6 protein-coding genes are annotated in these 24,349 nt (G+C 70.3%); 2 read left to right on the forward strand and 4 right to left on the reverse strand.

The features are described 5' to 3' along the window. Positions 1-304: 304 nt before the first annotated feature. The 4 genes from GV790_RS17670 to GV790_RS17685 all read right to left on the reverse strand — a co-directional run bounded on the left by GV790_RS17670 (position 305) and on the right by GV790_RS17685 (position 22,438). Positions 305-12,598 (reverse strand): amino acid adenylation domain-containing protein, encoded by a 12,294-nt coding sequence (locus GV790_RS17670; protein WP_425343124.1) that lies wholly within the window; start codon positions 12,596-12,598, stop codon positions 305-307. A 428-nt stretch (positions 12,599-13,026) separates the two neighbouring features. Next, positions 13,027-20,406, reverse strand: a complete 7,380-nt coding sequence (locus tag GV790_RS17675) for a non-ribosomal peptide synthetase (RefSeq protein ID WP_163814434.1) — start codon at positions 20,404-20,406, stop codon at positions 13,027-13,029. 196 nt (positions 20,407-20,602) lie between these two features. Beyond that, positions 20,603-21,586, reverse strand: a complete 984-nt coding sequence (locus tag GV790_RS17680; protein WP_163814435.1) for a LuxR C-terminal-related transcriptional regulator — start codon at positions 21,584-21,586, stop codon at positions 20,603-20,605. A gap of 87 nt (positions 21,587-21,673) precedes the next feature. Further along, positions 21,674-22,438, reverse strand: a complete 765-nt coding sequence (locus tag GV790_RS17685) for a M23 family metallopeptidase (protein WP_425343122.1) — start codon at positions 22,436-22,438, stop codon at positions 21,674-21,676. Between the two features lie 341 nt (positions 22,439-22,779). Between GV790_RS17685 and GV790_RS17690 the strand changes: the two genes are divergently transcribed. After that, the gene (locus GV790_RS17690) at positions 22,780-23,826 is read left to right on the forward strand and encodes a nitronate monooxygenase (protein WP_175585931.1); all 1,047 of its coding nucleotides are present in this window, start codon (positions 22,780-22,782) and stop codon (positions 23,824-23,826) included. 56 nt (positions 23,827-23,882) lie between these two features. Continuing rightward, positions 23,883-24,275, forward strand: a complete 393-nt coding sequence (locus GV790_RS17695; protein ID WP_163814437.1) for an SCO5389 family protein — start codon at positions 23,883-23,885, stop codon at positions 24,273-24,275. The last annotated feature ends 74 nt before the right edge of the window (positions 24,276-24,349 follow it).

Consider the following 24,349-nt stretch of genomic DNA (forward strand, 5'->3'; position numbering starts at 1 on the left):
GTGGTGACCCGCGGGCGCCGGATGCGGGTGGGGCGAACTCGTGCCGGACGCGTCATGCCGGCATCGTCCCCCGGACCTCGCCGCGCCACTGCCCACCCACCGGTTTCATGTAGCTGCCTCACCCTGCCTGTAGTCGTGTCATCGGCCATGCGGGACCGATCGACGGAGCACGCCGTCATCACTCAATCGAGTGGGCATGTGCCGATCGTTACCGTTCGCGGCGGTTCATCGCTGCCACCGACGAACTACCGGGGCCGATTATCCCCCGCCCGCGCAAGCAGCGGGCGGCCACGGCCACGACCGGTCAGTCTGCCTGGTCGAGCAGGGCGGCCAGGCGCGGTCCGATCACATCCAGCGCGGCGGGTGAGGTCATCTGATCGTGGTTCACCGGAATCGGATGATCCACCACCGAACCGGAGACGTACCGCTGCCAATCGGCGGCCCGCGGACCGCCGGTGAGCTGGCGCGGATGCGGTACCGAGGCGCTGAAGTACTCGACCGTGCCGTCGAAAACGCCAGGCCGGTACCCGGAGATCAGCTCCGCCGAGCGCACCGCGCCGCGATAGACCCGCCGCAGCCGCTCGGGGGTGAGGGCGAGCAGTTCGGCCGGGATCATCGCGTGCAGTGTGGCCAAGGCCTCGTCGGACAGGTCGTAGATATCGTCGCCGTCGCCGAGCACATCGGTGCCGAGGCCGAGTTCGGACAGGGCCTCACGCACCGCGGCCCGGAATCCGGCCACATCGGGGTCGGGATGGCTGTCCAGCATGGCCAGCAGGCTCACCTGCTCGCCCGCGGCCTGGAGTTCGGTGGCGATGGCATGGGCCAGCACACCACCGAGCGACCAGCCGAGCAGCCGGTACGGGCCGTGCGGCTGGACGGTGCGGATCTCGGACAGATAACGACGCGCGAGCTCGGCCAGCGTCTCGGGCAGCTCGCCCTCGCCCGAGAGCGCGGGCGACTGCAAGCCGTACAGCGGAACCTCGTCCGGCATATGCCCGGCGAGCCCGGCATAGGACCAGGCCAGCCCGTACATCGGGTGCACACAGAACAGCGGCTCGGCCTCGCCTCCGGCGCGCAGCGGCAGCAGCACATCGAGGGCGGCGCCCGCGTCGAGTTCCGGTGCGGGCGCGTGCAGCCGGGCGGCCAGGCCCGCGACGGTGGCGTCGGTGAACAACCACTGCACCGCCACCGGCACGCCGGTCGCCGCACGCAGCCGCGCCACCGCGCGGGTGGCCAGCAGCGAATTGCCGCCGAGGGAGAAGAAATCGTCGTCGAGCCCGACGCGGGTGGCGCCGAGCAGATCGGCGAAGACTTCGGCGACCGTCTGCTCCAGCTCGGTCTCGGGTGCCCGGAAGTCGGTGGCGCCGGTGAACTCCGGTGCCGGCAGGGCGCGACGATCGAGCTTGCCGTTCGGGGTCAACGGCAGCGCGTCCAGCACCACGAACGCGTCCGGAACCATGTAGCCGGTGAGGAACTCGCCGACCTGCCCGCGCAGCTGTGCGGGGGCGAGGGTGGCGCCGGGGGCCGGGACGACGTAGCCGATGAGGCGCTCGCCCGCGACCGCGTCGGCGCGGACCGTGGCGACGGCGTGGCCGACGCCGGGGCAGCGCAGCAGGGCGGCCTCGATCTCGCCGAGTTCGATCCGGAACCCGCGCAGCTGGACCTGCTGGTCGCTGCGGCCCGCGTACTCGAGCGAGGCCGGTGCGTCACGCCAGCGGCCGACGTCACCGGTGCGGTACATCCGCGACCCCGGCGCACCGAACGGATCCGCCACGAACCTGGTGGCGGTCAGGCCGGGGCGGCCGAGGTAGCCGCGGGTGAGCTGGGCGCCGGAGACGTGGATCTCGCCCGGCACGCCGACGGGCGCGGGATGCAGCCGGTCGTCGAGCACCCTGGCCGCCAGCCCGGGCAGGGCGCGCCCGATCAGGCCGGGGCGGTCGGCGGTGTGCTCGTCCAGCGACAGGAACGATACGTGCACCGTCGTCTCGGTGATGCCGTACATGTTCACCAGGCGCGGGGCATCCATCGGATGACGTTCGTACCAGCGAGCCAACCGGCGCGAATCCAGTGCCTCACCGCCGAAGATCACATAGCGCAGCGCCAGTTCGCCGTCGGCCTCGCGATCGGCCTCGGCCAGTTGGTAGAACGCCGACGGCGTCTGGTTCAGCACCGTCACCCGTTCACGAATCAGCAACTCGCGCAATTGTTCCGGCGAGCGCGAGGTGAGGTAATCGACCACCACCACGCTGCCGCCGTGGGTGAGCGCGCACCACAGCTCCCACACCGAGAAGTCGAAGGCGTAGGAGTGGAACAGCGTCCACACATCGGCGGCGCCGAAACCGAACTGCGGCTGGGTATTGGCGAACAGCTCGACCACGTTGCGGTGGGTGACGCCGACGCCCTTGGGCACGCCGGTGGAGCCGGAGGTGTAGATGACGTAGGCCAGATTGTCCGGCCGCAGCGGGGCGAGCCGGTCGGTGTCGTCGATGCGGGCATCGGAGTAGGACGCGGCGTCCTCGAGCAGCACCACCGCGCGCTCCCCCACCGGGACGCGTTCGCGTTCGGCGGCGGTGGTGAGCACGCAGACCGGGGCGGCGTCGTCGAGCATGAACTCGAGCCGCTGCGCCGGATAGGTGGCATCGATCGGCAGGTAGGCCGCACCGGCGGTGAGCACGCCGAGCAAGGCCACCGGCAACTCTTCGGTCCGCTCGACGGCCACCGCCACCAGCGTTTCCGGGCCCGCGCCGCGCGCGATCAGCGCACGGGCGACGCGGTTGGCGCGCCGCTGGAGTTCGCCGAAGGTGAGCGCGACGGCGCCGGCGCGGAGGGCGACGGCGTCCGGGCGGCGCCAGGCCTGTTCGGCGATGAGGGCGGGCAGCGTGGTGCCGGGCACCCAGGCGCCGGGGGCGTTCCATGCGTGCAGCACCCGTTCACGTTCGCCGGGGGCGAGCAGGTCGATCTCGCCGACGACGGTGCTCGCGTCGGCGGCGACGGCGGCCAGGACCCGCTGGAAACGATCCGCGAACGTGCGCACGGTCGCGGCGTCGAACAGATCGGTGGCGTAGGTGAATACCGCGCTCATGCCGGACGCGCCGGGTTGCTCGGCAATGGTGACCTGGAGATCGAACTTGGCGACGGCGTCGTCGAGATCGACGGCCGACACGGTGAGACCGGGCAGGGCGAACTCGGTGCGACCCAGGTTCTGGAAGGTCAGCATCACCTGGAACAGCGGATGCCTTGCCGTCGACCTGGCCGGGTCCAGCAGTTCCACCAGCCGCTCGAACGGGACGTCGGCGTGGCCGAAGGCCGCCACATCGGTGCCGCGGACCTCGCGCAGCAGCGCGTCGAATCCGGCCGCCGAATCGACCTCGGTGCGCAGCACGAGAGTGTTGACGAACATGCCGATCAGCTCGTCGAGTTCGGCCTCGCCGCGTCCGGCGACCGGGGTGCCGACCGCGATATCGCTGCTGCCGGACAACCGCGCCAGCAGCACCGCGAGCGCGGCGTGCACGACCATGAACAGCGTCGCATCGTGTTCGGCGGCCACGCGTTCCAAGCCGGCGTGCAGTTCGGCGTCGAGATCGACGGCGAAGGTCTCGCCGCGGTAGGACGCCACTGCCGGGCGGGGCCGGTCCGCGGGCAGCGGCAGTTCCTCCGGCAGACCGGCCAGTGCGGTGCGCCAGTACTCGGTCTGGGTGGCGATGAGGCTTTCCGGATCGGCTTCGTCACCGAGGATCTCGCGCTGCCACAGGCTGTAGTCGGCGTACTGCACGGGCAGCGGCGTCCAGTGCGGTTCGCTGCCACCGCTGCGGGCGGTGTAGGCCAGCATCAGGTCCCGGGTGAGCGGGCCCATGGACCAGCCATCGGCACTGATGTGGTGGGCCACGAACACCAGCACATGGTCGGTGGGCGTGATGCGCAGCAGCGCGGTGCGGAACGGGAGTTCGCGCGTCACATCGAATCCGGCGGCGACCACCTCGCGCACCGCATCGGCGATCTCGGATTCGGCGACGGCCCGGAGCGTGGGTGCCACCGGGGCGGCGTCGGCCACGCGCTGGATCGGGCCGTCGTCGGTCTGCGGGTAGGTGGTGCGCAGGATTTCGTGTCTGGCCACCAGATCGGTGATCGCCGCGGCCAGCGCATCGGTATCCAGCTCGCCGGTCAACCGGATCGCGGCCGGGATGTTGTAGACCGGCGAGGACGTGTCGAACTGATTGAGGAACCACATCCGCTGCTGGGCCGGCGACAACGGAATGTCGTCTGGGCGCGGCATGGGGGTGAGTGCGCGACGGCCGGAGCCGGCGTGCCGCGCGGCCTCGGCCGCGAGCCCGGACACGGTGGACGCCTCGAACAACGCCCGCACCGGCACCCGCGCGTCCAGCGCCGCACCCAACCGCGCCGCGACCTGCGTGGCCAGCAGCGAGTTGCCACCGAGAGCGAAGAAATCGTCGTCGGCACCGACCCGTTCGGCGCCGAGCACCTCGGCGAACACACCGGCCACGATCTCCTCGGTCGGCGTCGACGGCGCCCGGAACTCCCGTGGCCGGAACTCCGGCTCCGGCAGGGCTTTACGGTCGAGCTTTCCGTTGACCGTGCGCGGCAGGGCCTCCAGCACGACGAACGCGGACGGCACCATATAGGAGGGCAGAGCCGCCGAGAGCGCCGATTTCACCGCCGCCACGTCGACCTCGGTGGACGAGGACACCTCCGCGTGGTGACGGGAGCGGGTCCCGGTCATGGTGTCCGCCGGCTGCGCCGAGTCCGGCACCAGGTAGGCGACCAGTCGCTCACCGGTGTGCGCATCGGACCTCGCGACGACCGCGGCCTGCGCCACACCCGGCACGGCCAGCAGCGCCGCTTCGACCTCGCCCAGTTCGATGCGGAAGCCGCGGATCTTCACCTGGAAGTCGGTGCGGCCCCGGTATTCCAGCTCACCGGTGCGGGTCCACGCGGCCAGATCGCCGGTGCGGTACATGCGGGCGGCCGGCTCGAAGGGATTGGCGACGAAACGCTCGGCGGTCAGGTCCGGCCGCGCGATGTAGGCGCGGGCGAGTTGGGCGCCCGCGAGGTACAGCTCACCCGTGACGCCGGGGGCCACCGGCCGCAGCCGGGCGTCCAGGACGTAGACCCGGCTGTTCCATTCGGGCCCGCCGATCGGCACCGAGGCCTGGTCGGCGCGGGTGACGCGGTGGGCGGTGATGGACACCGCCGCCTCGGTCGGACCGTAGAGGTTGAACAGTTCGACGCCCGGATGCTCGCGCAGCACGCGCTGGGCCGGTGCGGCGGGCAGCGCCTCGCCGATGGCGAGCACCCGGCGCAGCGCACCGGGCAGACCGGCGGTCACCAGGGCATCCAGCATGGACGGGACCACGTGCAGGGTGCTCACCCGCTGATCGGCCATGAGCTCGGCGAGGTAGGCCGGGTCGCGGTGACCGTCGGGTGCGGCGATGACGAGGCGTCCCGCGCAGGCGGCGGCGGACCAGAACTCCCAGACCGAGAGGTCGAAGGTCGCCGCCGTCTTCAGCAGCACCACGTCGGCGCCGGTGAGACCGAATTGGGTGGTCTTCCACTGCAATTGGTTGACGATCGCGCGATGCGGGACCGCAACGCCCTTCGGGCGCCCGGTCGAACCGGACGTGAAGATCACATACGCGGTGTGCTCCGGACGCAACGGTGCGAGGCGGTCGGCATCGGTGATCGGTGCGGGGTCGAACACGTCGAGCGCCAGTTCGTCGAGCGTCCGCACCGGCGCCGCCACGGCATCGAATCCGGCCTCGGCGTTGGTCAGGACACACAACGGCTCGGCCGTCGCCAGGATGTAGCCGGTCCGCTCGGCCGGCTGATCCGGATCGACCGGCACGTAGGCGCCGCCCGCGCGGGTCACGGCGTACATGGCCACGACGAGATCGATCGAGCGCCGCAATGCCAGCGCCACCCGCGTCTCCGGCCCGACGCCCTGGGCGATGAGGTAGCGGGCGAGCCGGTTCACGCGCTCGTCCAGGGCGCGGTAGGTCAGCGTCGCGACATCGGCCGGGGCCGGATCGGCGGAGCGCGCCGAACCGCTCGATGCGGGCACGGACGGCAGGTCGGCGACGAGCGCGACCCGGTCCGGTGCGGCCGCGACGGCCGAATCCAGGATCGCCGCCAGAGTCGCAGCGCCGTCGAGCGCGTGCTCGGTGGCGTTCCATTCGCGCACCACCCGCTCGCGCTCGGCAGCGTCCAGCAGGTCGATATCCCCCACCACCGCGTCCGGGTGCTGGACCACCGCGGCCAGCACGCGCGCCAGCCGGTCGGCGAAGCCGCGCACGGTGGATTCGTCGAACAGGTCGGTGGCGTAGGTGAAGAAGCCGCCGAGGCCGGTGGGCGTGCCGGATTCGTCGTAGCTGTCGCCGATGATCAGGTGCAGGTCGAACTGCGACACATCGAGATCGGCGTCCACCGCGCTGACGGCGAGGCCGGGCAGTTCGAGCTCGGCGCGAGCCACGTTCTGGAACGACAGGCCCACTTGGAACAGCGGGTGGTGTGCGGTCGAGCGCGGCGGGTTGAGCACCTCGACCAGGCGCTCGAACGGGATGTCGGCGTTGGCGAAGGCTCGCAGATCGGTGTCGCGCTGGCCGGCCAGCAGGTCGGTGAAGGTCGCGCCGCCGCCGACGCGGGTGCGGAACACCACGGTGTTGACGAACATGCCGATCAGATCGTCGAGTTCGCGTTCACCGCGCCCGGCCACCGGCGTGCCGATGGCGATATCGCTCGACGCCGACAGCCGCGCCAGCAACACCGCGAATGCCGTGTGCACCACCATGAACAACGTCGCGTTGTGCTCGCGCGCCAACGCCACGAGCCCGGCGTGCGTCTCGGCGTCGATGGCGACGGGCACCTTGCCGCCCGCCATCGAGGCGACCGCCGGACGCGGCCGGTCGGTGGGCAGGTCGAGCACGTCGGGCAATCCGGCCAGCTGTTCGCGCCAGAACGCGATCTGCTGAGCGGCAACGGAATTCGTATCGTCTTCGGCGCCGAGCACCGCGCGCTGCCACAGCGCGTAATCGGCGTACTGCACCGGCAGCGGCTGCCATTCGGGCGCCATACCCGCCGTCCGGGCGGCGTAGGCGATCATCACGTCGCGCACCAGCGGCGCCATCGAGGACGCGTCACCGGCGATGTGGTGGACGACGACGGCGAGCACGTACGTGCGAGCATTCGAAGCTACTGCCGCACCATGGCCCGCCGTCCCCTCGGCGGCCGTCCGGTCCTGGCTGCTGGGGTCCTGCACACACAGCAGCACCGCCCGCAACGGCACCTCATCCGTCACATCGAACGGCGCCGAGGCCAGGGCGTACACCGCGCCAGGGACATCAGCTTCATCCACCGAGCGGACATTCAGCACAGGCGCACCCTCGCCCGGCGGCAAGATCACCTGCACCGGCCCGTCCGGCGTCTCGGGGTACACCGTCCGCAGCACCTCGTGCCGCGCCACCACATCCGCCAGTGCCGCGCCGAGCGCATCGACGTCGAGGGTGCCGGTCAGCCGGAGCGCGAAGGGCAGGTTGTAGGCCGAGGAGCCGACGGCGGCGTCCTGGTCGAAGCGGTTGAGGAACCACATGCGCCGCTGCGCCAGCGACAACGGCAACCGTTGCGGCCGTTCGATGCTGCCCAGTTCGATCGTGCGGCGGCCGTGCGTCTGCGATTCCACGGTGGCCGCGAGCGCGCCGACGGTCGGCGTCTCGAACAGCGCACGCACCGGCACCCGCACACCGAGAGCGGCACCGAGCCGGGACACGGCCTGGGTGGCGATCAGCGAATTGCCGCCGAGCGCGAAGAAGTCGTCATCGACGCCGACCCGGCCCACGCCGAGCACCTCGGCGAATACGCCGGCCACGATCTCCTCGACCGGGGTGGACGGCGCCCGGAACGCACGGGTTTCGAACTCCGGTTCCGGCAGGGCCTTACGGTCCAGCTTGCCACTGGGATTGAGCGGGAACTCCGCCAGTTCGACGATGGTCGCGGGCACCATGTAGGCGGGCAGGGTTTCGGCGACCGCCGCCCGCAGTCGCTGCTGGTCGATCCGCTCCCCCGGCGCCGCCACCGCATAGGCCACCAGCTGGTCGCCCAGCGCGGTCGGCACCACCAGCGCCACCGCCTGACTCACCGATGGCTGCGCCAGCAGCGCGGTCTCGATCTCGCCGAGCTCGATGCGCTGGCCACGGAACTTCACCTGGAAATCGGTGCGGCCGAGATAGTCGAGCACCGCATCGTCGCCACGGCCGCGCCACACGACGAGATCACCGGTGCGGTACATCCGTTCGCCCGCGCCGAACGGATTCGCCACGAAGCGATCGGCGGTCAGATCCGGGCGACGCACGTAGCCGCGCGCCAACTGATCACCCGCGAGGTACAGCTCACCCGCCACACCCGGCGGCACCGGACGCAACCGCGCATCCAGCACATACACCCGGGTATTCCACTGCGGCAACCCGATCGGCACCGACCGCTGCTCGGCACCGTCGGCCTGCCAGTAGGTCACCGAGACCGCGGCCTCGGTGGGGCCGTACAGGTTGTGCACAGCGGCGTCGGAGATCGCGCGCACGGCGGCAACGGTTTCCGGCGGCAGCGCCTCACCGATGACGAACACCTCACGCAGCGTCGGCACCGAGCCCGGCGGTGTGTGCGCGGCGAACACGGTCAGCATCGAGGGCACGAAGTCGGTGACCGTCACCCGTTGCGTCGCAATGGTTTCGGCCACATAGGCCGGATCGCGGTGCCCGTCCGGGGTCGCGACGACTAGCTTGGCGCCTGCCCGCAGCGGCAGGAAGAAACCCCACAGCGACACGTCGAACGTGGTCGCGGTCTTCTGCAGGTACACGTCGTCGGGGCCGAGTGGATAGGCGGTGAGCATCCACTCGATCTGGTTGTTGATGGCGGCATGGGTGACCGCCACACCCTTCGGGCGGCCGGTGGAGCCGGAGGTGAAGATGACGTAGGCCGGGTGGTCGGGCCGCACCGGGCGCAGCAGCTCGCTCGACCGGATCGGCGTCGCGGCATAGCGCTCCAGATCGACGGCGTCGATGCGCAGCACGGGAATTCCGGCGGGTACGTCGACTGCGTCGCGGGTGGTCGTGACCACGGCGACGGGTTGGGCCGTATCGAGGATGTGCGCGATGCGTTCGGCCGGATGATCGGGGTCCAGCGGCACATACGCACCACCGGCGGCCACGATGGCGTACATGCCGATCACCAGGTCCAGCGAACGCCGCACCGCGAGACCGACCAGCGATTCCGCGCCGACACCCTGCGCGATCAGCAGCCGCGCCAGCCGGTTCACCCGCTCGTCGAACTCGCGGTAGGTCAGCTCTTCACCCTCGTACACCAGCGCCACCGCGTCGGCGTGTGCCGCGACGGCGTGCCGGTAGCCGTCCAGCAGCAGTTCCGGGGTCAGCAGATTACGGGTGTCGTTCCATTCGTGCAGGATTCGATCCCGCTCGACCATCGACAGCAGGTCGATATCGCCGATCGGCCGGTGCGGCGCATCCGCCACCGCGCGCAGGGTGCGCCGCAGCCTGGCCGCGAACTCGGCCACCGACTCCTCGTCGAACAGATCTGTGGCGTAGGTGAACTGGGCCGACATCCCGCCGTCGGCCAGCGGAGCGATGGTGAGCTGCAGATCGAATTTCGCTGCCGCACCGTCGAAGTCGATCGCCTCGACCGACAGGCCGGGCAGGTCGAGCGCCGGCGCGGTCATGTTCTGGAAGAACAGCGCCACCTGGAACAGCGGATGATGCGCCTGCGAACGCACCGGATCCAGCGCCTCCACCAGCCGCTCGAACGGCAGCTCGGTATGCGCGAAGGCGGCGAGATCGGTCTCCTTCACCGCCGCGAGCAGTTCGGTGAAGCTCGCCCGCGGATCGATCTCGGTCCGCAACACCAGTGTGTTGACGAACATGCCGATCAACCCGTCGAGTTCGCGTTCACCGCGCCCGGCCACCGGGGTGCCGATGGTGATGTCGGCCGAGCCGGACAGGCGCGCGAGCAGCGCGGCGAACGCGGCGTGCACCACCATGAACAGCGAGGCGCCCGCGTCGTTGGCGAGGCCGTCGAGCCGCGTGGTGGTGTCGGCGTCGATGGCGAAATTCAGGGTGGCGCCACGCCCGGAGGATCGGCTGGGGCGCGGACGGTCGGCGGGCAGATCGATCCGGTCCGGGATGCCTGCCAGTGCCTGCCGCCAGAACGCCAGCTGGCGAGCGGCCAGGGATTCCTGGTCGTCCTCGTCGCCGAGCACGTCACGCTGCCACAGCGTGTAGTCGGCGTACTGCACCGGCAGCGGCGCCCACTGCGGTGCCGCACCGGTGATCCGCGCCAGGTACGCCGTCACCAGGTCGGTGGCCAGCGGCGCCAGCGAGGTGCCGTCGGCGGCGATGTGGTGCACAACGACGGCCAGCACGTGCTCGTCGGCGCCGAGCTCGGCCACCGCGATCCGCAGCGGCACCTCGGCGGCGACATCGAATCCGGTCAGCGCGCGGCCGGCCAGCCAGTGCGGCAGCTCGTCCCGCGAGACCGGCTCGGCGATCAGCTCGGGCAGCACCTGCTCGACGGGCAGGATCACCTGATGACCTGCGCCGTCGCTGGCCGGATACACCGTGCGCAGGCTCTCGTGCCGATCCAGCACATCGGCGATGGCCGCATGCAGTGCGGCGAGGTCGAGTGCACCGGTCAGGCGCAGGGCGAACGGAATATTGTTCGCCGCGGACTCGGTGTCGAACTGGTTCAGGAACCACATCCGCTGCTGGGCGGGCGAGAGCGGAATGCGCTCCGGACGCGGCATCGGCGCGAGCGCGCGACGTCCGCCGCTGCCACGCTCGGCGCCGAGGCGTTCGGCCAGGGCCGCCACCGTCGGGGCCTCGAAGATCACCCGCGCCGCGATCCTGGCGTCGACGGCGGCGCCGAGGCGCGCCGCGGCCTGGGTGGCGATCAGCGAGTTGCCGCCGAGTTCGAAGAAGTCGTCATCGGCGCCGAGCGGCGCCTCGGTGCCGAGCAACTCGGCGAACACCTCGGCCACCAGCTGCTCGGCCCACCCGGACGGCTCACGGAAGGTGGTGGTCTGCAACCTCGGGGTCGGCAGCGCGCGCCGGTCGAGCTTGCCGACCGGCGTCAACGGGATCTCGTCGAGCACCGTGATCGAGGTCGGCACCATATGCGCGGGCAGGCTGTTGCTCGCGAACGCCAGCAGCGCGGCCGGGTCGACCTCGGCGCCCTCGGCGGGGTGCACATAGGCGGCGAGAATGGTTGCGCCGGTGTCGAGCCGGTGCCCGACCGTCACCGCGAAATCGACGGATTCGTGCCTGCCGAGCACCGCGTCGATCTCACCCAGTTCGATCCGGAAGCCACGGATCTTGACCTGGAAATCGTTGCGGCCCAGATACTCCAGATCGCCGTCCGCGGTCCAGCGCACCAGGTCGCCGGTGCGGTAGAGCCGGGAGCCGTTGTCGGCGAACGGGTTCGCGACGAAACGCTGCGAAGTCAGGCCCGGTCGCTCGTGGTAGCCGCGCGCCAGCTGCGCGCCGGTGATGTAGAGCTCGCCCGCGACACCGGTCGGCACCGGCGTCAGGCGTTCGTCGAGCACGTATTCGGTGACCGCCCGTATGGGCCCACCGATGGTGACGGCGTCCTGCGGGCTCAGCGCCGCACTGATGTTGGTCATGATGGTGGTCTCGGTGGGACCGTAACCATTGAAGAATTCCCTGGTACCGTCCGCGACCGGCCGCACCCAGCGGCGCACCAGATCCGGCGGGCAGGCCTCACCACCGGCCACCACCACCCGCAGCTCATCAAGGCCGGCGGGATCGACCGAGGCCAGTGCGGCCGGCGTGATGAACGCATGCGTCACGCCCTCGCGGCGCAGCAGATTCGCCAGTTCGTCGCCGCCGTAGACGGTCGGCGCGGCCACCACCATGGTTCCGGCCCCACCGAGCGCGAGCAGCAGCTCGAGCACCGAGGCGTCGAACGACGGCGAGGCGAAATGCAGGGTGCGCGAATCCGGCGTCAGCCGATACCGTTCGCGCTGCTCATCGCAGAAACTCGACAGTCCGGCCTGGGTGACCACCACGCCCTTGGGCAGACCGGTGGAACCGGAGGTGTAGATGACGTAGGCAGGGTGTTCGGCGCGCAGTTGACGCACCCGGTCGGCGAAGGTGATCGGTTCGGCGGAGTACTGCTCGCGTCGGCGCGCACCGGCCTCGTCGTCGATGATCAGCCAATCGACCTGCCCCGGCAGAGTTTCCGCGGCGGCAGCCACGGTCAGGCCGATCACCACGCCGGAATCCTTGACCATGTGCTGCACGCGGTCGGCGGGATAGTTCGGGTCGATCGGCACGAAGCCGGCGCCCGACTTGGCCACCGCCCAGACCGCCACCACCGACTCGATGGAGCGCGGGATGCCGACGGCGACCAGATCCTCCGGCCCGACCCCGCGCTCGATCAGCATCCGGGCCAGCCTGGTCGACCTGGCGTCCAGTTCGGCGTAGTCGAGCTGCCCACGGGTTGCCGAAGCGTCGGCGACGACGACCGCGCGACCGCCGGGGTTGGCCTCGACAGCGGCCGCCATCAGTTGCGGAAGCGTGGTTACCCTCGGCCGCCGGGTACGGGTCGGCCGTACACGAGCGGGACGAGTCATCCGCGGTGGCTCCTATGGCATCCGCTGATACCGATCACCGCGGACCGCCGCTCATGAGTCAGTCGCCCCCCGACTGCGCCAATCATGAAAGTCTGCCCACCTAGCTGTCGAAACACGTCTTCGCCAGGCTTCCAGCGCTTCTGCCCATTCGCCAAACCGATATGCTGTGGCACTTATCACAAGCCTTGCCCACCTGCACCGACCCGAGTTATCGGGGCAAGAATTCATGGGGCATTCACCAATGCTGGCAAGTACTGGTCACATGACCAGCTAATTCCTCGCGTATGGCGTCGAGCCGCACGCGCACCGACCGGTACGACCGGTGGGCGCGCGAACGCACCCACCGGTCGCCAGGAATGTGCTCAGTCGCGGTACAGATCCGCCAGGGTCAGCACGGTCGCCACCGCAGACCATGTCGCGGGCACCGCGGCGCCGCCGTCGACGACGACGGCACGCAGATCCTCCAGCGGACGCGGGTCGATGACGTCGAGCCCGGCGCGGTCGGTCAGCACATGGGTGACCCACTCGTCGGCCAGCTCATCGGTCAGCGCGCCCGTTCCCGGCACCAGCACCACCGAGGCGCCCTGCGACCCCGCCGCGACGGCTTCCAGCACCGCCGCGACCGAATCCGAGCCGCCGTGCTGGAACAACCGCGATTCGAAGGTCAGCTCGGTGGCGGCGACGAATCGGGCTGACGCGGCCGCGAGGTCGTCGTAGCTCACCGAGACCGCGCCCGCGTAGGCGAGATCGGCGCCGCGCAGCGCCCGGGTGCGGTGCGCGTAGGTGACCGGCCGCGGCGATTCCGCGGCGATCTCCGCGCTCACCGAGGGGTCGTCGAGCACGAGCCAGTCGATCCCGGCCACCGCCTGCGCGCCACCGGCGGTGAGGCCGACCTTGACCTCGAGACCGGCCGCGGTCGCCGCGCCGATCCCGTCGAAGGGCACCACCGCCGCACCGGCCTTGAGCACCGCCCAGGTGGCGACCACCGCGTCCACGCCCCGATCCAGCCGGATCGCGACACCTGCGCCCGGTCCGCTGCCACGGGCGATGAGCACCCGGGCCAACCGGGAGGACTTCGCGTCGAGCTCCTGGTAGGTGAACACGTCCGAGCCGGAGACGACCGCCGGGCCGTCCGGATCGTCCTCGACGGTGGCGGCCAGGGTCTGGCTCAGCGCGGTGCCCGCCGTCGGGGCGACCTCGGCCTGCACCGGTTTGGGCGCCGGAGCCGCCGTCATCCGCTCGCGTTCGGCGGCATCGAGAATGTCGATGTCGGCGATGCGCACCTGCGGATCGGCCGCCACCGCGGTCAGGATGCGCTCGAACCGACGGCCGAACGACTGCGCCGTCGACTCGTCGAACAGATCGGTGGCGTAGGTCAGCACGGTGATCAACTCACCCGGTGTGCCGTCGGCCTCGTGCCGCGGATCGACATTCACCTGGAGGTCGAACTTCGCGGCGATGGCGCCGGCGTCCAGCGCCGTCACCGTCAGGCCCGGCAGTTCCAGGCTGGGCTGCTCGTTGTTCTGGAACGACAGCACCGTGCCGAACAGCGGATTGTGCGCGGTCGCCCGGCCGGGTGCGACCACCTCGGCGACCCGTTCGAACGGGATGTCGGAGTTCGCGAACGCCGCCAGATCGGTTTCCCTGGCCTGATCGACCAGCGCGGCGAAGCTCGCACCGGCTTCGACCTCGGTGCGCAGCGCCAGCGTGTTGACGAACATGCCGACCAGATCGTCGAGCGCGCGTTCCCCACGCCCGGCGATCGGCGTACCGACGGCCACGTCCGATTCCCCCGACAGCCGCGACAACAGCACCGCCAGCGCCGCGTGCACCACCATGAACAGCGTCGAATTGTGCTCGCGCGCAATCCTGGTCAGCGCCTGGTGCACCTCGGGAGAGAGCGCGAATCCGGTCGAGGCGCCACGCATGGACGGGATCGCCGGACGCGGCCGGTCCAGCGGCAATTCCAATTCGCCGCTGAGGCCATCGAGCTGATTGCGCCAGTACGCCAGTTGGCGTGCGGCGATGGAATTCTCGTCGGCATCGGTGCCGATCACGGCGCGCTGCCAGATCGCGAAGTCGGCGTACTGCACTTCCAGCGGCGACCAGCGCGGCGAGTTGCCACCCCGGCGCGCCAGGTAGGCGGTCATCAGATCGCGCGCCAGCGGTGCCATCGAGGCGCCGTCGGCGGCGATATGGTGCACGACCATGGCCAGCAGGTATTCGTCGGCGCCGTTGCCGAGCAGCAGCGCACGCACCGGAACCTGCTCGGTGACATCGAATCCGGTGGACATCAACTCGGTGATCCGGCTGATCGGATCCGCCGTCGTCACCACCTCCAGTCCGCCCGGCAGCGCCGCGCTGACCGGCAGGATCTCCTGGTAGGCCACCTCGTCGGTGCCCGCGGCCGCCGGGTAGCGGGTGCGCAGCGTCTCGTGCCGCTCCAGCACGTCGGCCACCGCGTGCCGCAGCGCGGACACATCGAGCGAACCGGACAACCGGATGGCCAGCGGAATGTTGTAGGCGGGTGAGGCCGGATCGAACTGGTTGAGCACCCACATCCGCTGCTGGGCCAGCGACAGCGGCGCCCGGTCGGTGCGCTCGGCCCGCACCAGCGGCGGCCGTGCCGCGCCCCCACCGGCGCCCGGTTCGATCCGCGCCGCGATTTCGGCGACGGTGGGCGCCTCGAACAGCTCACGCACCGCGAGATCGGCGTCGAGCGCCTCGTTGATCCGCGCCACCGCACGGGTGGCCAGCAGCGAATTGCCGCCGAGACCGAAGAAATCGTCGTCGAGCCCGACCTCGGCGGCGCCGAGCAACCCGGCGAACACCTCGGCCACGGCCTGCTCCACCGGCGAACCCGGCGCGCGGAAGGTCGCACCGGACACGAACTCCGGTGCGGGCAGCGCCCTGCGGTCCAGTTTGCCGTTGGGGGTCAGCGGCAGCGCGTCGAGCACCACGATGGCGTCCGGAACCATATAGCCGGTGAGGAATTCGGCGACCTCGGTGCGCAGCGCGACCGGATCGAGTTCGGTCCCCGGTGCGCGATCGGCGGCCGGGACGACATAACCGATCAGCCGGTCGCCGGTGTGTTCGTCGGAACGCACCAGCGCGACGGTCTGGCCGACGCCCGCACAACGTTGCAGCGCGGCTTCGATCTCGCCGAGTTCGATGCGGAAGCCGCGCAGCTGCACCTGCTGGTCGCTGCGACCGGCGTATTCGAGATTGGCGCGGCCGCCGAAGCCGACCCAGCGGCCGATATCGCCGGTGCGGTACATCCGCGAACCCGGTGCGCCGAACGGGTTGGCCACGAACCTGGTCGCCGCCAATCCCGGCCTGCCGAGGTAACCGCGCGACAGCTGCGCGCCGGCGACGTAGATCTCGCCCGCGACGCCGACCGGCGCCGGATGCAGGCGGTCGTCGAGCACGACGGCGTCCAGACCGGGCAGCGCCCGCCCGATGACGCTGGCCGGGTTGTCCACCAGCTGTTCGTCCACCGACAGGAACGACACGTGCACCGTGGTCTCGGTGATGCCGTACATGTTCACCAGCCACGGCGAGCTGTTCTCGGCCGAATCAGGGCCGCCGTGGCGCTCGTACCAGCGGCGCAGCTGCCGCAGATCCAGCGCCTCACCGCCGAAGACCACGTAGCGCAGCGCGAACTTGCCCTCGTCGTCGGGATGGACCGCGCGATCGGCCTCGGCCAGCTGATAGAACGCCGACGGCGTCTGGTTCAGCACCGTCACCTGCTCGCGGATCAGCAACTCGCGGAACTGTTCCGGCGAGCGCGAGGTCAGGTAGTCGACCACGACGACAGCGCCGCCGTTGGCCAGCGCGCACCACAGCTCCCACACCGAGAAGTCGAAGGCGTAGGAGTGGAACAGCGTCCACACATCGGATTCGTCGAACTCGAACAGCAGCTGAGTGTTCGCGAACAGCTCCACCACATTGCGGTGCGCGACGCCGACGCCCTTGGGCACACCGGTGGAACCGGAGGTGTAGATGACGTAGGCGAGGTTGTCCGGGCGCAGCGGGGCGAGCCGATCCGCATCGGTGACCGGAGCGTCGGCGAAGCGATCGGTGTCCTCGACCAGCACGATCGGAATATCGCCCGCGGGAATCGCCTCGAGTTCGGCGGCGGTGGTGAGGATGCAGGTCGGGCGCGCGTCGCCGAGCATGAACTCGAGCCGCTGCGCCGGATAGGTGGTGTCGATCGGCAGGTAGCCCGCGCCCGCGGTGAGCACGCCGAGCAGCGCGACCGGCAACTGCTCGGTGCGCGGCATCGCCACGGCCACCAGGGTTTCCGGCCCTGCACCCTGCGCGATCAGCGCACGCGCCACCCGGTTGGCCCGCCGCTGCAATTCACCGAAACCGAGGGTGGTGCCGTTGTAGCGGATGGCGTCGGCGTCCGGGCGCCTGCGCGCCTGCGACTGGATGAGATCGACCAGCGTGACCTCGGGGACCGAGACGCCGGGGGTGTTCCACTCGCGCAGCACCAGGTCGCGTTCGCCGGGCGCCAGCACATCCACATCGCCGACGACGGTGCTCGAATCAGCGGCCGCCGCGGCCAGGATCCGGCCGAATCGGTCGGCGAAATCCTGCACTGTCGCCGCGTCGAACAGGTCGGTGGCGTAGGTGAACGCGGCCGAGAGGCCCTGCGGCGCGCCGTGCCGGTCGATGTTCTCCACCAGCGCCAATTGCAGGTCGAACTTGGCCAGCGGCACGGCCAGATCCACCCCGGCCACCTTCAGCCCCGGCAGCTCGAGTTCGGTCTGCGCGAGGTTCTGGAAGGTCAGCATCACCTGGAACAGCGGATGCCTGGACGCCGAGCGCACCGGGTCGAGCAGCTCCACCAGACGCTCGAACGGCACGTCGGCGTGGCCGAAGGCCTGCACATCGGTGTGCCGCACCGCGGCGAGCAACTCGTCGAAGCTCGCACCCGGATCGACCTCGGTGCGCAGCACGAGGGTGTTGACGAACATGCCGATCAGATCGTCGAGCGCGGCCTCACCACGGCCGGCGACGGGCGTGCCGATGGCGATGTCCCTGGTGCCGGACAGCCGAGCCAGCAGCGCGGCCAGCGCGGCGTGCACCACCATGAACAGTGTCGAATTGTGCTGATGTGCAAGGCGGGTCAGCGCGACGTGCACGTCGGCGTCGATCTCGAAGGCCAGGGTGGCGCCGCGGTTGGACGCCACGGCCGGGCGCGGCCGATCGGCCGGCAGATCCAGCTGCTCGGGCAGCGCCGCCAATTCCCTGCGCCAGTAGTCGATCTGCTGGGCCAGCACCGATTCCGGATCGTCCTCGGCGCCGAGCACCTCACGCTGCCACAGCGCGAAATCGGCGTACTGCACCTGCAACGGCGGCCATTCCGGCGCACCGCCCCGAGTGCGGTCGACGTAGGCCGCCATCAGGTCGCGGGTCAGCGGGCCCATCGAGAAACCGTCACCGGCGATGTGGTGGATGACGCAGATCAGCACATGTTCGGTCTCGCTGAGCACCAGCAGCCGCAGCCGCACCGGCGGCGCTGCGGTGACGTCGAAGCCCGCGGTCACCGCGGCGGCCACCAGTTCGGGCACCTGCGCCTCGGTGGCGGGTTCGACGGTCAGGGCGGGCACCGCGCGCGGATCGCCGATCGGCAGCACCAGCTGGTAGCCCTCGCCGTCGACCTCCGGGTAGCGGGTGCGCAGCACCTCGTGCCGTTCGGCGAGATCGCGTACCGCGGCGCGCAGAGCGTCGACGTCCAGGCGGCCCGACAAGCGCACCGCGACGGGAATGTTGTTGACCGCGCTGTCGGGATCGAAGCGGTTGAGGAACCACATCCGCTGCTGGGCATACGACAGCGGAATCCGTTCCGGGCGCTGCACGGCGGTCAGCGCACGGCCCATCGCCGAACCCGAATGCTGTTCCACCCGTGCGGCCAGCGCGGCGACGGTGGTCGCCTCGAACAGCAGCTGCACCGGCACCCGCACATCCAGCGCCGCGCCGATGCGGGCGGCGGCCTGGGCGGCCAGCAGCGAATTGCCGCCGAGCTCGAAGAAATCGTCGTCGGCGCCGACCCTGGTGTCCACACCGGAGACCAGCAGCGCCGCGAAGACGTCGGCGACGATCTCCTCCACCGGCGTCGACGGCGCGCGGAAGGCCCGCGCGGCGAACACCGGTTCGGGCAGCGCGGCCCGGTCCAGCTTGCCGACCGGGGTCAGCGGAATCTCGTCCAGCACCATGATCGAGGCCGGAATCATGTACCCGGGCAACGATTCACCGATGAAATCGACCAGTTCGCCGGTGTCGACGCTGGTTCCGGCACGCGGCAGCACATACGACACCAGCGCCGTCGCGCCCGAGGGCAGCGTCTTGCCGAGGGTGGCGGCGTAGTCGATGTCCGGGTGCGCGGTGAGGGCGTTGTCGATCTCGCCCAGTTCGATCCGGAAACCACGGATCTTGACCTGGAAGTCGGAGCGGCCGAGATATTCGATGACGCCGCCGTCGGGCCCACCGGTCTCGGTGCGCCGCACCAGGTCACCGGTGCGGTACAGACGCGCACCCGGATTGCCGGTGTCGGCACCGAAGGGGCTGGCCACGAAACGTTCGGCGGTCAGGCCTGGGCGACCCAGATACCCTTGGGCCAGCGCCGGACCCGACAGGTACAGCTCGCCCACCACGCCCGCCGGTACCGGCCGCAGCCGCGAATCCAGGACGAACGCACCCACTCCGGGGATGGCGGTGCCGATGGTGATCGGCCCGTCGGGACTCATCTGCGCGGTGCTGGTGGCGAGGATGGTGGCCTCGGTGGGGCCGTATCCGTTGAAGAAGGCGTGCTCGCCGGCCCAGCGGCCCACCAGCTCCGGGCCGAACTTATCGCCTGCCACCACGACGACCTCGAGATCGTCGAGCCCGGCCGGATCCACCGATTCCAGCGCACCCGGAGTGATCAGCATGTGGGTGACCTGCTCGCGGCGCAGCAGATCGGCGAGCTCGAAACCGCCGAACACCGACGGCGGCGCGATCACCAAGGTGGCGCCCGAGGTGAACGCGAGCAGCAACTCCAGCACCGAGACATCGAAGTTCGGTGAGCAGACGTGCAGCACCCGCGAGTCCTCGGTGACCCCGTAGTGCTCGCGTTCGGCGGCGACCAGACCGGCCAGACCGGTATGGGTGACCACGACGCCCTTGGGGCGGCCGGTGGAACCCGAGGTGTAGATGACGTAGGCCGGATGCCGCTCGTCCAGCGGACGCACCCGGTCGGCGTAGGAAATGGGATGGCTGGGCCGCTTGGCGATCCGCTCGGACACCACCGGATCGTCGAGTTCCACCCAGTACACGCCGGTGCCGAGCACCGGACGATGCGCCGAGGTGGTCAGCCCGATGACGGCGCCGGAATCGGAGACGATGTGGTTGATCCGGTCGGCCGGGTACCCGGGATCGACGGGCACATAGGCGGCGCCGGTCTTGGCCACCGCCCACACCGCGAGCACCGATTCCAGGCTGCGCGCGATACCGATCGCCACCACATCGCCCGGTCCGACGCCACGGTCGATCAGTTCCCGCGCAACCTGCGAGGACGCCTGGTCGAGCTCTTGATAGGTGAGGGTGCGCTCGTCGGCGGGCTCACCCGTCGGGTTGAACCGGATCGCGACCGAGGTGGCCGACGATTCCACCGCCGCGGTGAGCAGCTGTCCGAACAGCGGACTGCCCGAGCGGCGGCGACGGCTACCACGAGCGGAACGACGGGCAGTTTCCATTCGAGTGCATTCACCTCTCGCGTAAAGCCAGAACCCGGCCCTGCCCCGAGAACCAGGGCGTCGTCAGCCCGGGCCGGCGCGGTCCGGGCCATCATATAAGGGCGTGTGACAGTGCCACGCCCGCTGCATCGGTTGCCCCCGGTATATCGGGACGGCCCATCCGATGTTGCAGTACTACCCGTTCTGATGAACCACGTCACAGCCAACCGCGGCGGATGGCCTGCACCCCCGCCTGGAATCGGGTGCTGGCGCCGAGACGCTCCAGCAGCCGCGCTGTCCGGCGCACCACCGTGCGCCGGGACATGCCGAGCCTGCGGGCGATGGTGTCGTCGGTGGCGCCGAGGCCCATCAGGGTCAGAATGGCGCGATCGCGTTCGTCGAGATCGGTGGCGGCCGGATGCACCGAGATCGGCGCGGCCAGCGACCACAGCACGTCGAAGGTCTTGACCAGCAGTTCGAGGCCGGGTGAGCGGGTGATACGCAGGCCCATCGGATCCGAGCGACGTTCGTCGGCATGCAGCACCAGACTGGCGCGCTCGTCGTCGGCGACGATCAGCTTGAACGGCGGCTCGGGCAGCGTGCGGGCACTCGCGCCGCGGGCATTGGTGGCCAGAGCGTGCCGCAGCCGCTCACCATCCTGATAGATGGTGTCCTGGTAAAGAGTGCGGTAGCGGATACCGTCGCCGATACGCGACTGTTTGAGCTCGAACAGGCGACGTTCGCGTTCCACATCGCTGAGGAACGGTCCGCGTTCGATCACCTTGACCGTGCGCCGCGCGTTGACCTGGAGTTCTTCGAAATCCGCCAGCATTTCCAGGCGCTCGTACACCGGCACCACCACGCCCGCCCCGCGTGGTGAGCGGCGCACCGAGCGGAAGGTCTGGCTCAGCCGCGCGGCAGCGGCGTGCATGGTGGCGATTTCCTGCTGACGGCGTCTGGCCTCGGCTTCGGACAGCGCTTCGGGTGCGTGCGCGTCCCAGACCGGAGTGCCGTCGTTCTCGGTGAGGCGCACCGCGGCCTGCACCTCGCAGAGCCGATCGAGCGCACACCGGGCCTGCGCCTCGGAGACGTCGAGATGGTCGGCGATATCGGCGAGCCGGGACCGGGGATGGTGGACCAGCAGCGCGTACAACCTGCCGTGCAGCGATCCGGGTTCGAATATGTCGGCCAATTCGGTCATCGGGCGCACCTCGCGGTGGGCCGATGGTCCGGAGATCCGGGCGAGCGCCAATGTCTCAATTGTCCAGGAGAAGGGGTCGCGGCCGGATCAGTGCGACGACGGGCCCCACTCCATGGGCACGCCCTTGGACGCCAGGTACGGAATCGGGTCGATCTTGGCGCCGCCCTGATCCCAGATCTCCAGGTGCAGGTGCGGGCCGGTGGACTGGCCGCGGTTGCCGACGGTGGCGATGACGTCACCGGCGTTCACTCGCTGCCCGGCCTGCACGAACATGTCGTTGACGTGGCCGTACACGGCGGTGGTGCCGTCGTCCTGGAGGATGCGGACCCAGAGCCCGAAGCCCGAGGCCGGGCCGGCCTCGACGACGGTGCCGCTGCTGACGGAGTGGATCGGGGCGCCGAGCGCGTCGGCGAAGTCGATGCCGTAGTGCATCGCGCCCCAGCGGCTGCCGTAGGAGGAGCTGATCGCGCCGGCGACGGGGCGAACGGCGGGCGCCGGGGCCACCTGCTGCTGGAGATCCTTGAGCACCTGCTCGGCATGGGCCAGCGGGCCCGCGATCTCCGGCGGCAGACCGCCGAGTCCGAACGGGGCGGCGACCGGAGCGGGCGCGGCGATCGGAGCGGCCACGGGGGTGGCGGCATCGGCGACCGGTGCGGGCGCGGCGGGCGCTTCGGCGGCGGGGGCCTCGGCGGCAGGCTCGGCGAACGAAACGGGCGCGACCTCGTGGTCGGCGTCGTTGTCATTGTGCGAACCGGGAAGCAACGGCGACGCGTAGGCGATGGCCGGAGCGATCTGGGAGGCGGTGCCGATCAGCGCGCCGGCGGCGACGGCGGCGGTGGCCGCGGCCTTCACCCGTTCGACCCGACCGGCTTCGGCGCGGTGCCGCGTCGGCCGGCCCTCGACACCATCGCCGAGAAGGCTGGAGACGGTAACGGAACTGGGGCCTACTCGGTGCTGCGGCAAAGCTTCGTCCTAGCGTCCGATGAACAATGGTCACGGATGCCGATCCCGGTGCCGACCGTTCGAGTAACGATCTGCCGGAACCGAGCGAAATAACGTTTCGGCATCCGTCGTGACGGGAACTCTACCCCGTCGTGACCATTTCGCAACCTTCGGTGCCGTTTCAGTCACGTATGTGCGGAAAATTGCAGGTCAGGCGCGTCCGCGAACGGTAACGGCGGCAGACTCGAACCGTGATCATCGACGATATCGACGTGCCGATCGTGCTCGCCCCGATGGCGGGCGGGCCCTCAACTCCCGAACTCACCGCCGCCGTCGCCGAGGCCGGCGGATTCGGCGTACTGGCCGCCGGGTACCTCACCGCGGCCACCCTCGCCGAACGCATCGCCGCCACCCGCGCGGCCACCGCGAAGCCGTTCGGGGTGAATCTGTTCGTCCCGAGCCCGCCGACCCCACCGGCCGCGTTCGCCGGATATCTGGATCGGCTGCGCGCACGATTCCCGCTGGGCGAGCCGGCCCACGACACCGACGACTGGGAAGCCAAGCTCGATCTGCTCAGCGCCGACCCGGTCGCGGTGGTCGGCTTCGCTTTCGGCTGCCCTTCGGCGGCGGAGGTGGCGCGCCTGCACGAGGCGGGCTCGGAGGTGTGGGTGACGGTCACCTCGCCCGCCGAGGCCGCGATCGCGGTCGAGGCCGGCGCCGACGTCCTCATCGCCCAGGGCGCGGAGGCGGGCGGGCATCGCGCCACCTTCGTCGACCGGATCGCCGACGATGCCGTCGACCCGTTGGGCCTGCTGGCCCTGCTGCAACTGCTCACCGCCGCGACGGATCGTCCGATCGTCGCCGCGGGCGGCATCGCCACCGGCGCGGGCATCGCCGCCGCACTCGCCGCGGGAGCGAGCGCCGCTCAGCTGGGGACCGCGTTCCTGCGCTGCCCGGAGGCGGGCACCAATCAACTCCTGCGCGCCGCCATCGGCACCGATACCCCGACCATGCTCACCCGCGCGTTCACCGGTCGACGCGCACGCGGCCTGCGCAACCGCTTCCTCACCGACTTCACCGCCGACGCTCCCGTCGCCTACCCGGAGATCCACTACGCCACAGGGCCGTTGCGCGCCGCCGCGCGAGCGGAGGGCGATGCCGACGCGGTGAACCTCTGGGCCGGCCAAGCACATTCGCTGACCAGGCAGCTTCCGGCCGGCGAGCTGGTCGCGGCGCTGGCCGCCGAAACGAAAACCGCGCTGGAATCGGCACTTTCACGGCGAATCCAGTCTTGTTGACAACGACTTTCGTTTAGAATCGAGTCGCCGATCGCAGCAACCGACAGGAGAGCGCTATGTCCCTCGATGTCCCCACCGCACTGCTCGAACGCGCCGAACGAGGCGAGGTAGACGACGCCGAATTCGTCGAATGTGTCAAGAACTCCCTGCCCTACGCCTGGGAAGTGGTCAGCCGGGTGGCCGGTGAATTACACGAGGGCACCGCCGAATTCGCCGACAACGAGGTTCCCCCGCCGGACGAGGTGGCCCGCGGTCAACTGCTGCGCGCACTCGCCTCGGACGCGATCCGCGGCGGCTTGGAACGGCATTTCGGGGTGAAGCTGGCCTTCCAGAACTGCCACCGGGTAGCGGCCTTCCCGCTGGCGGCCGTCGGCGGCGAGACCTACACGCGGTTCATCAGCACCCGCGCGCAGCTGCTCAACCAGAGCCCGGAACTGCGTAACTGCTAGCCGCTTTCCTTCGTATACGGTGTGCCAGCGCCGTACACAGCGAACGGCCCGCTCGATTCGAGCGGGCCGTTCGT

The organism is Nocardia cyriacigeorgica, assembly GCF_010858045.1.
Taxonomy (GTDB): Bacteria; Actinomycetota; Actinomycetes; order Mycobacteriales; family Mycobacteriaceae; genus Nocardia; species Nocardia cyriacigeorgica_E.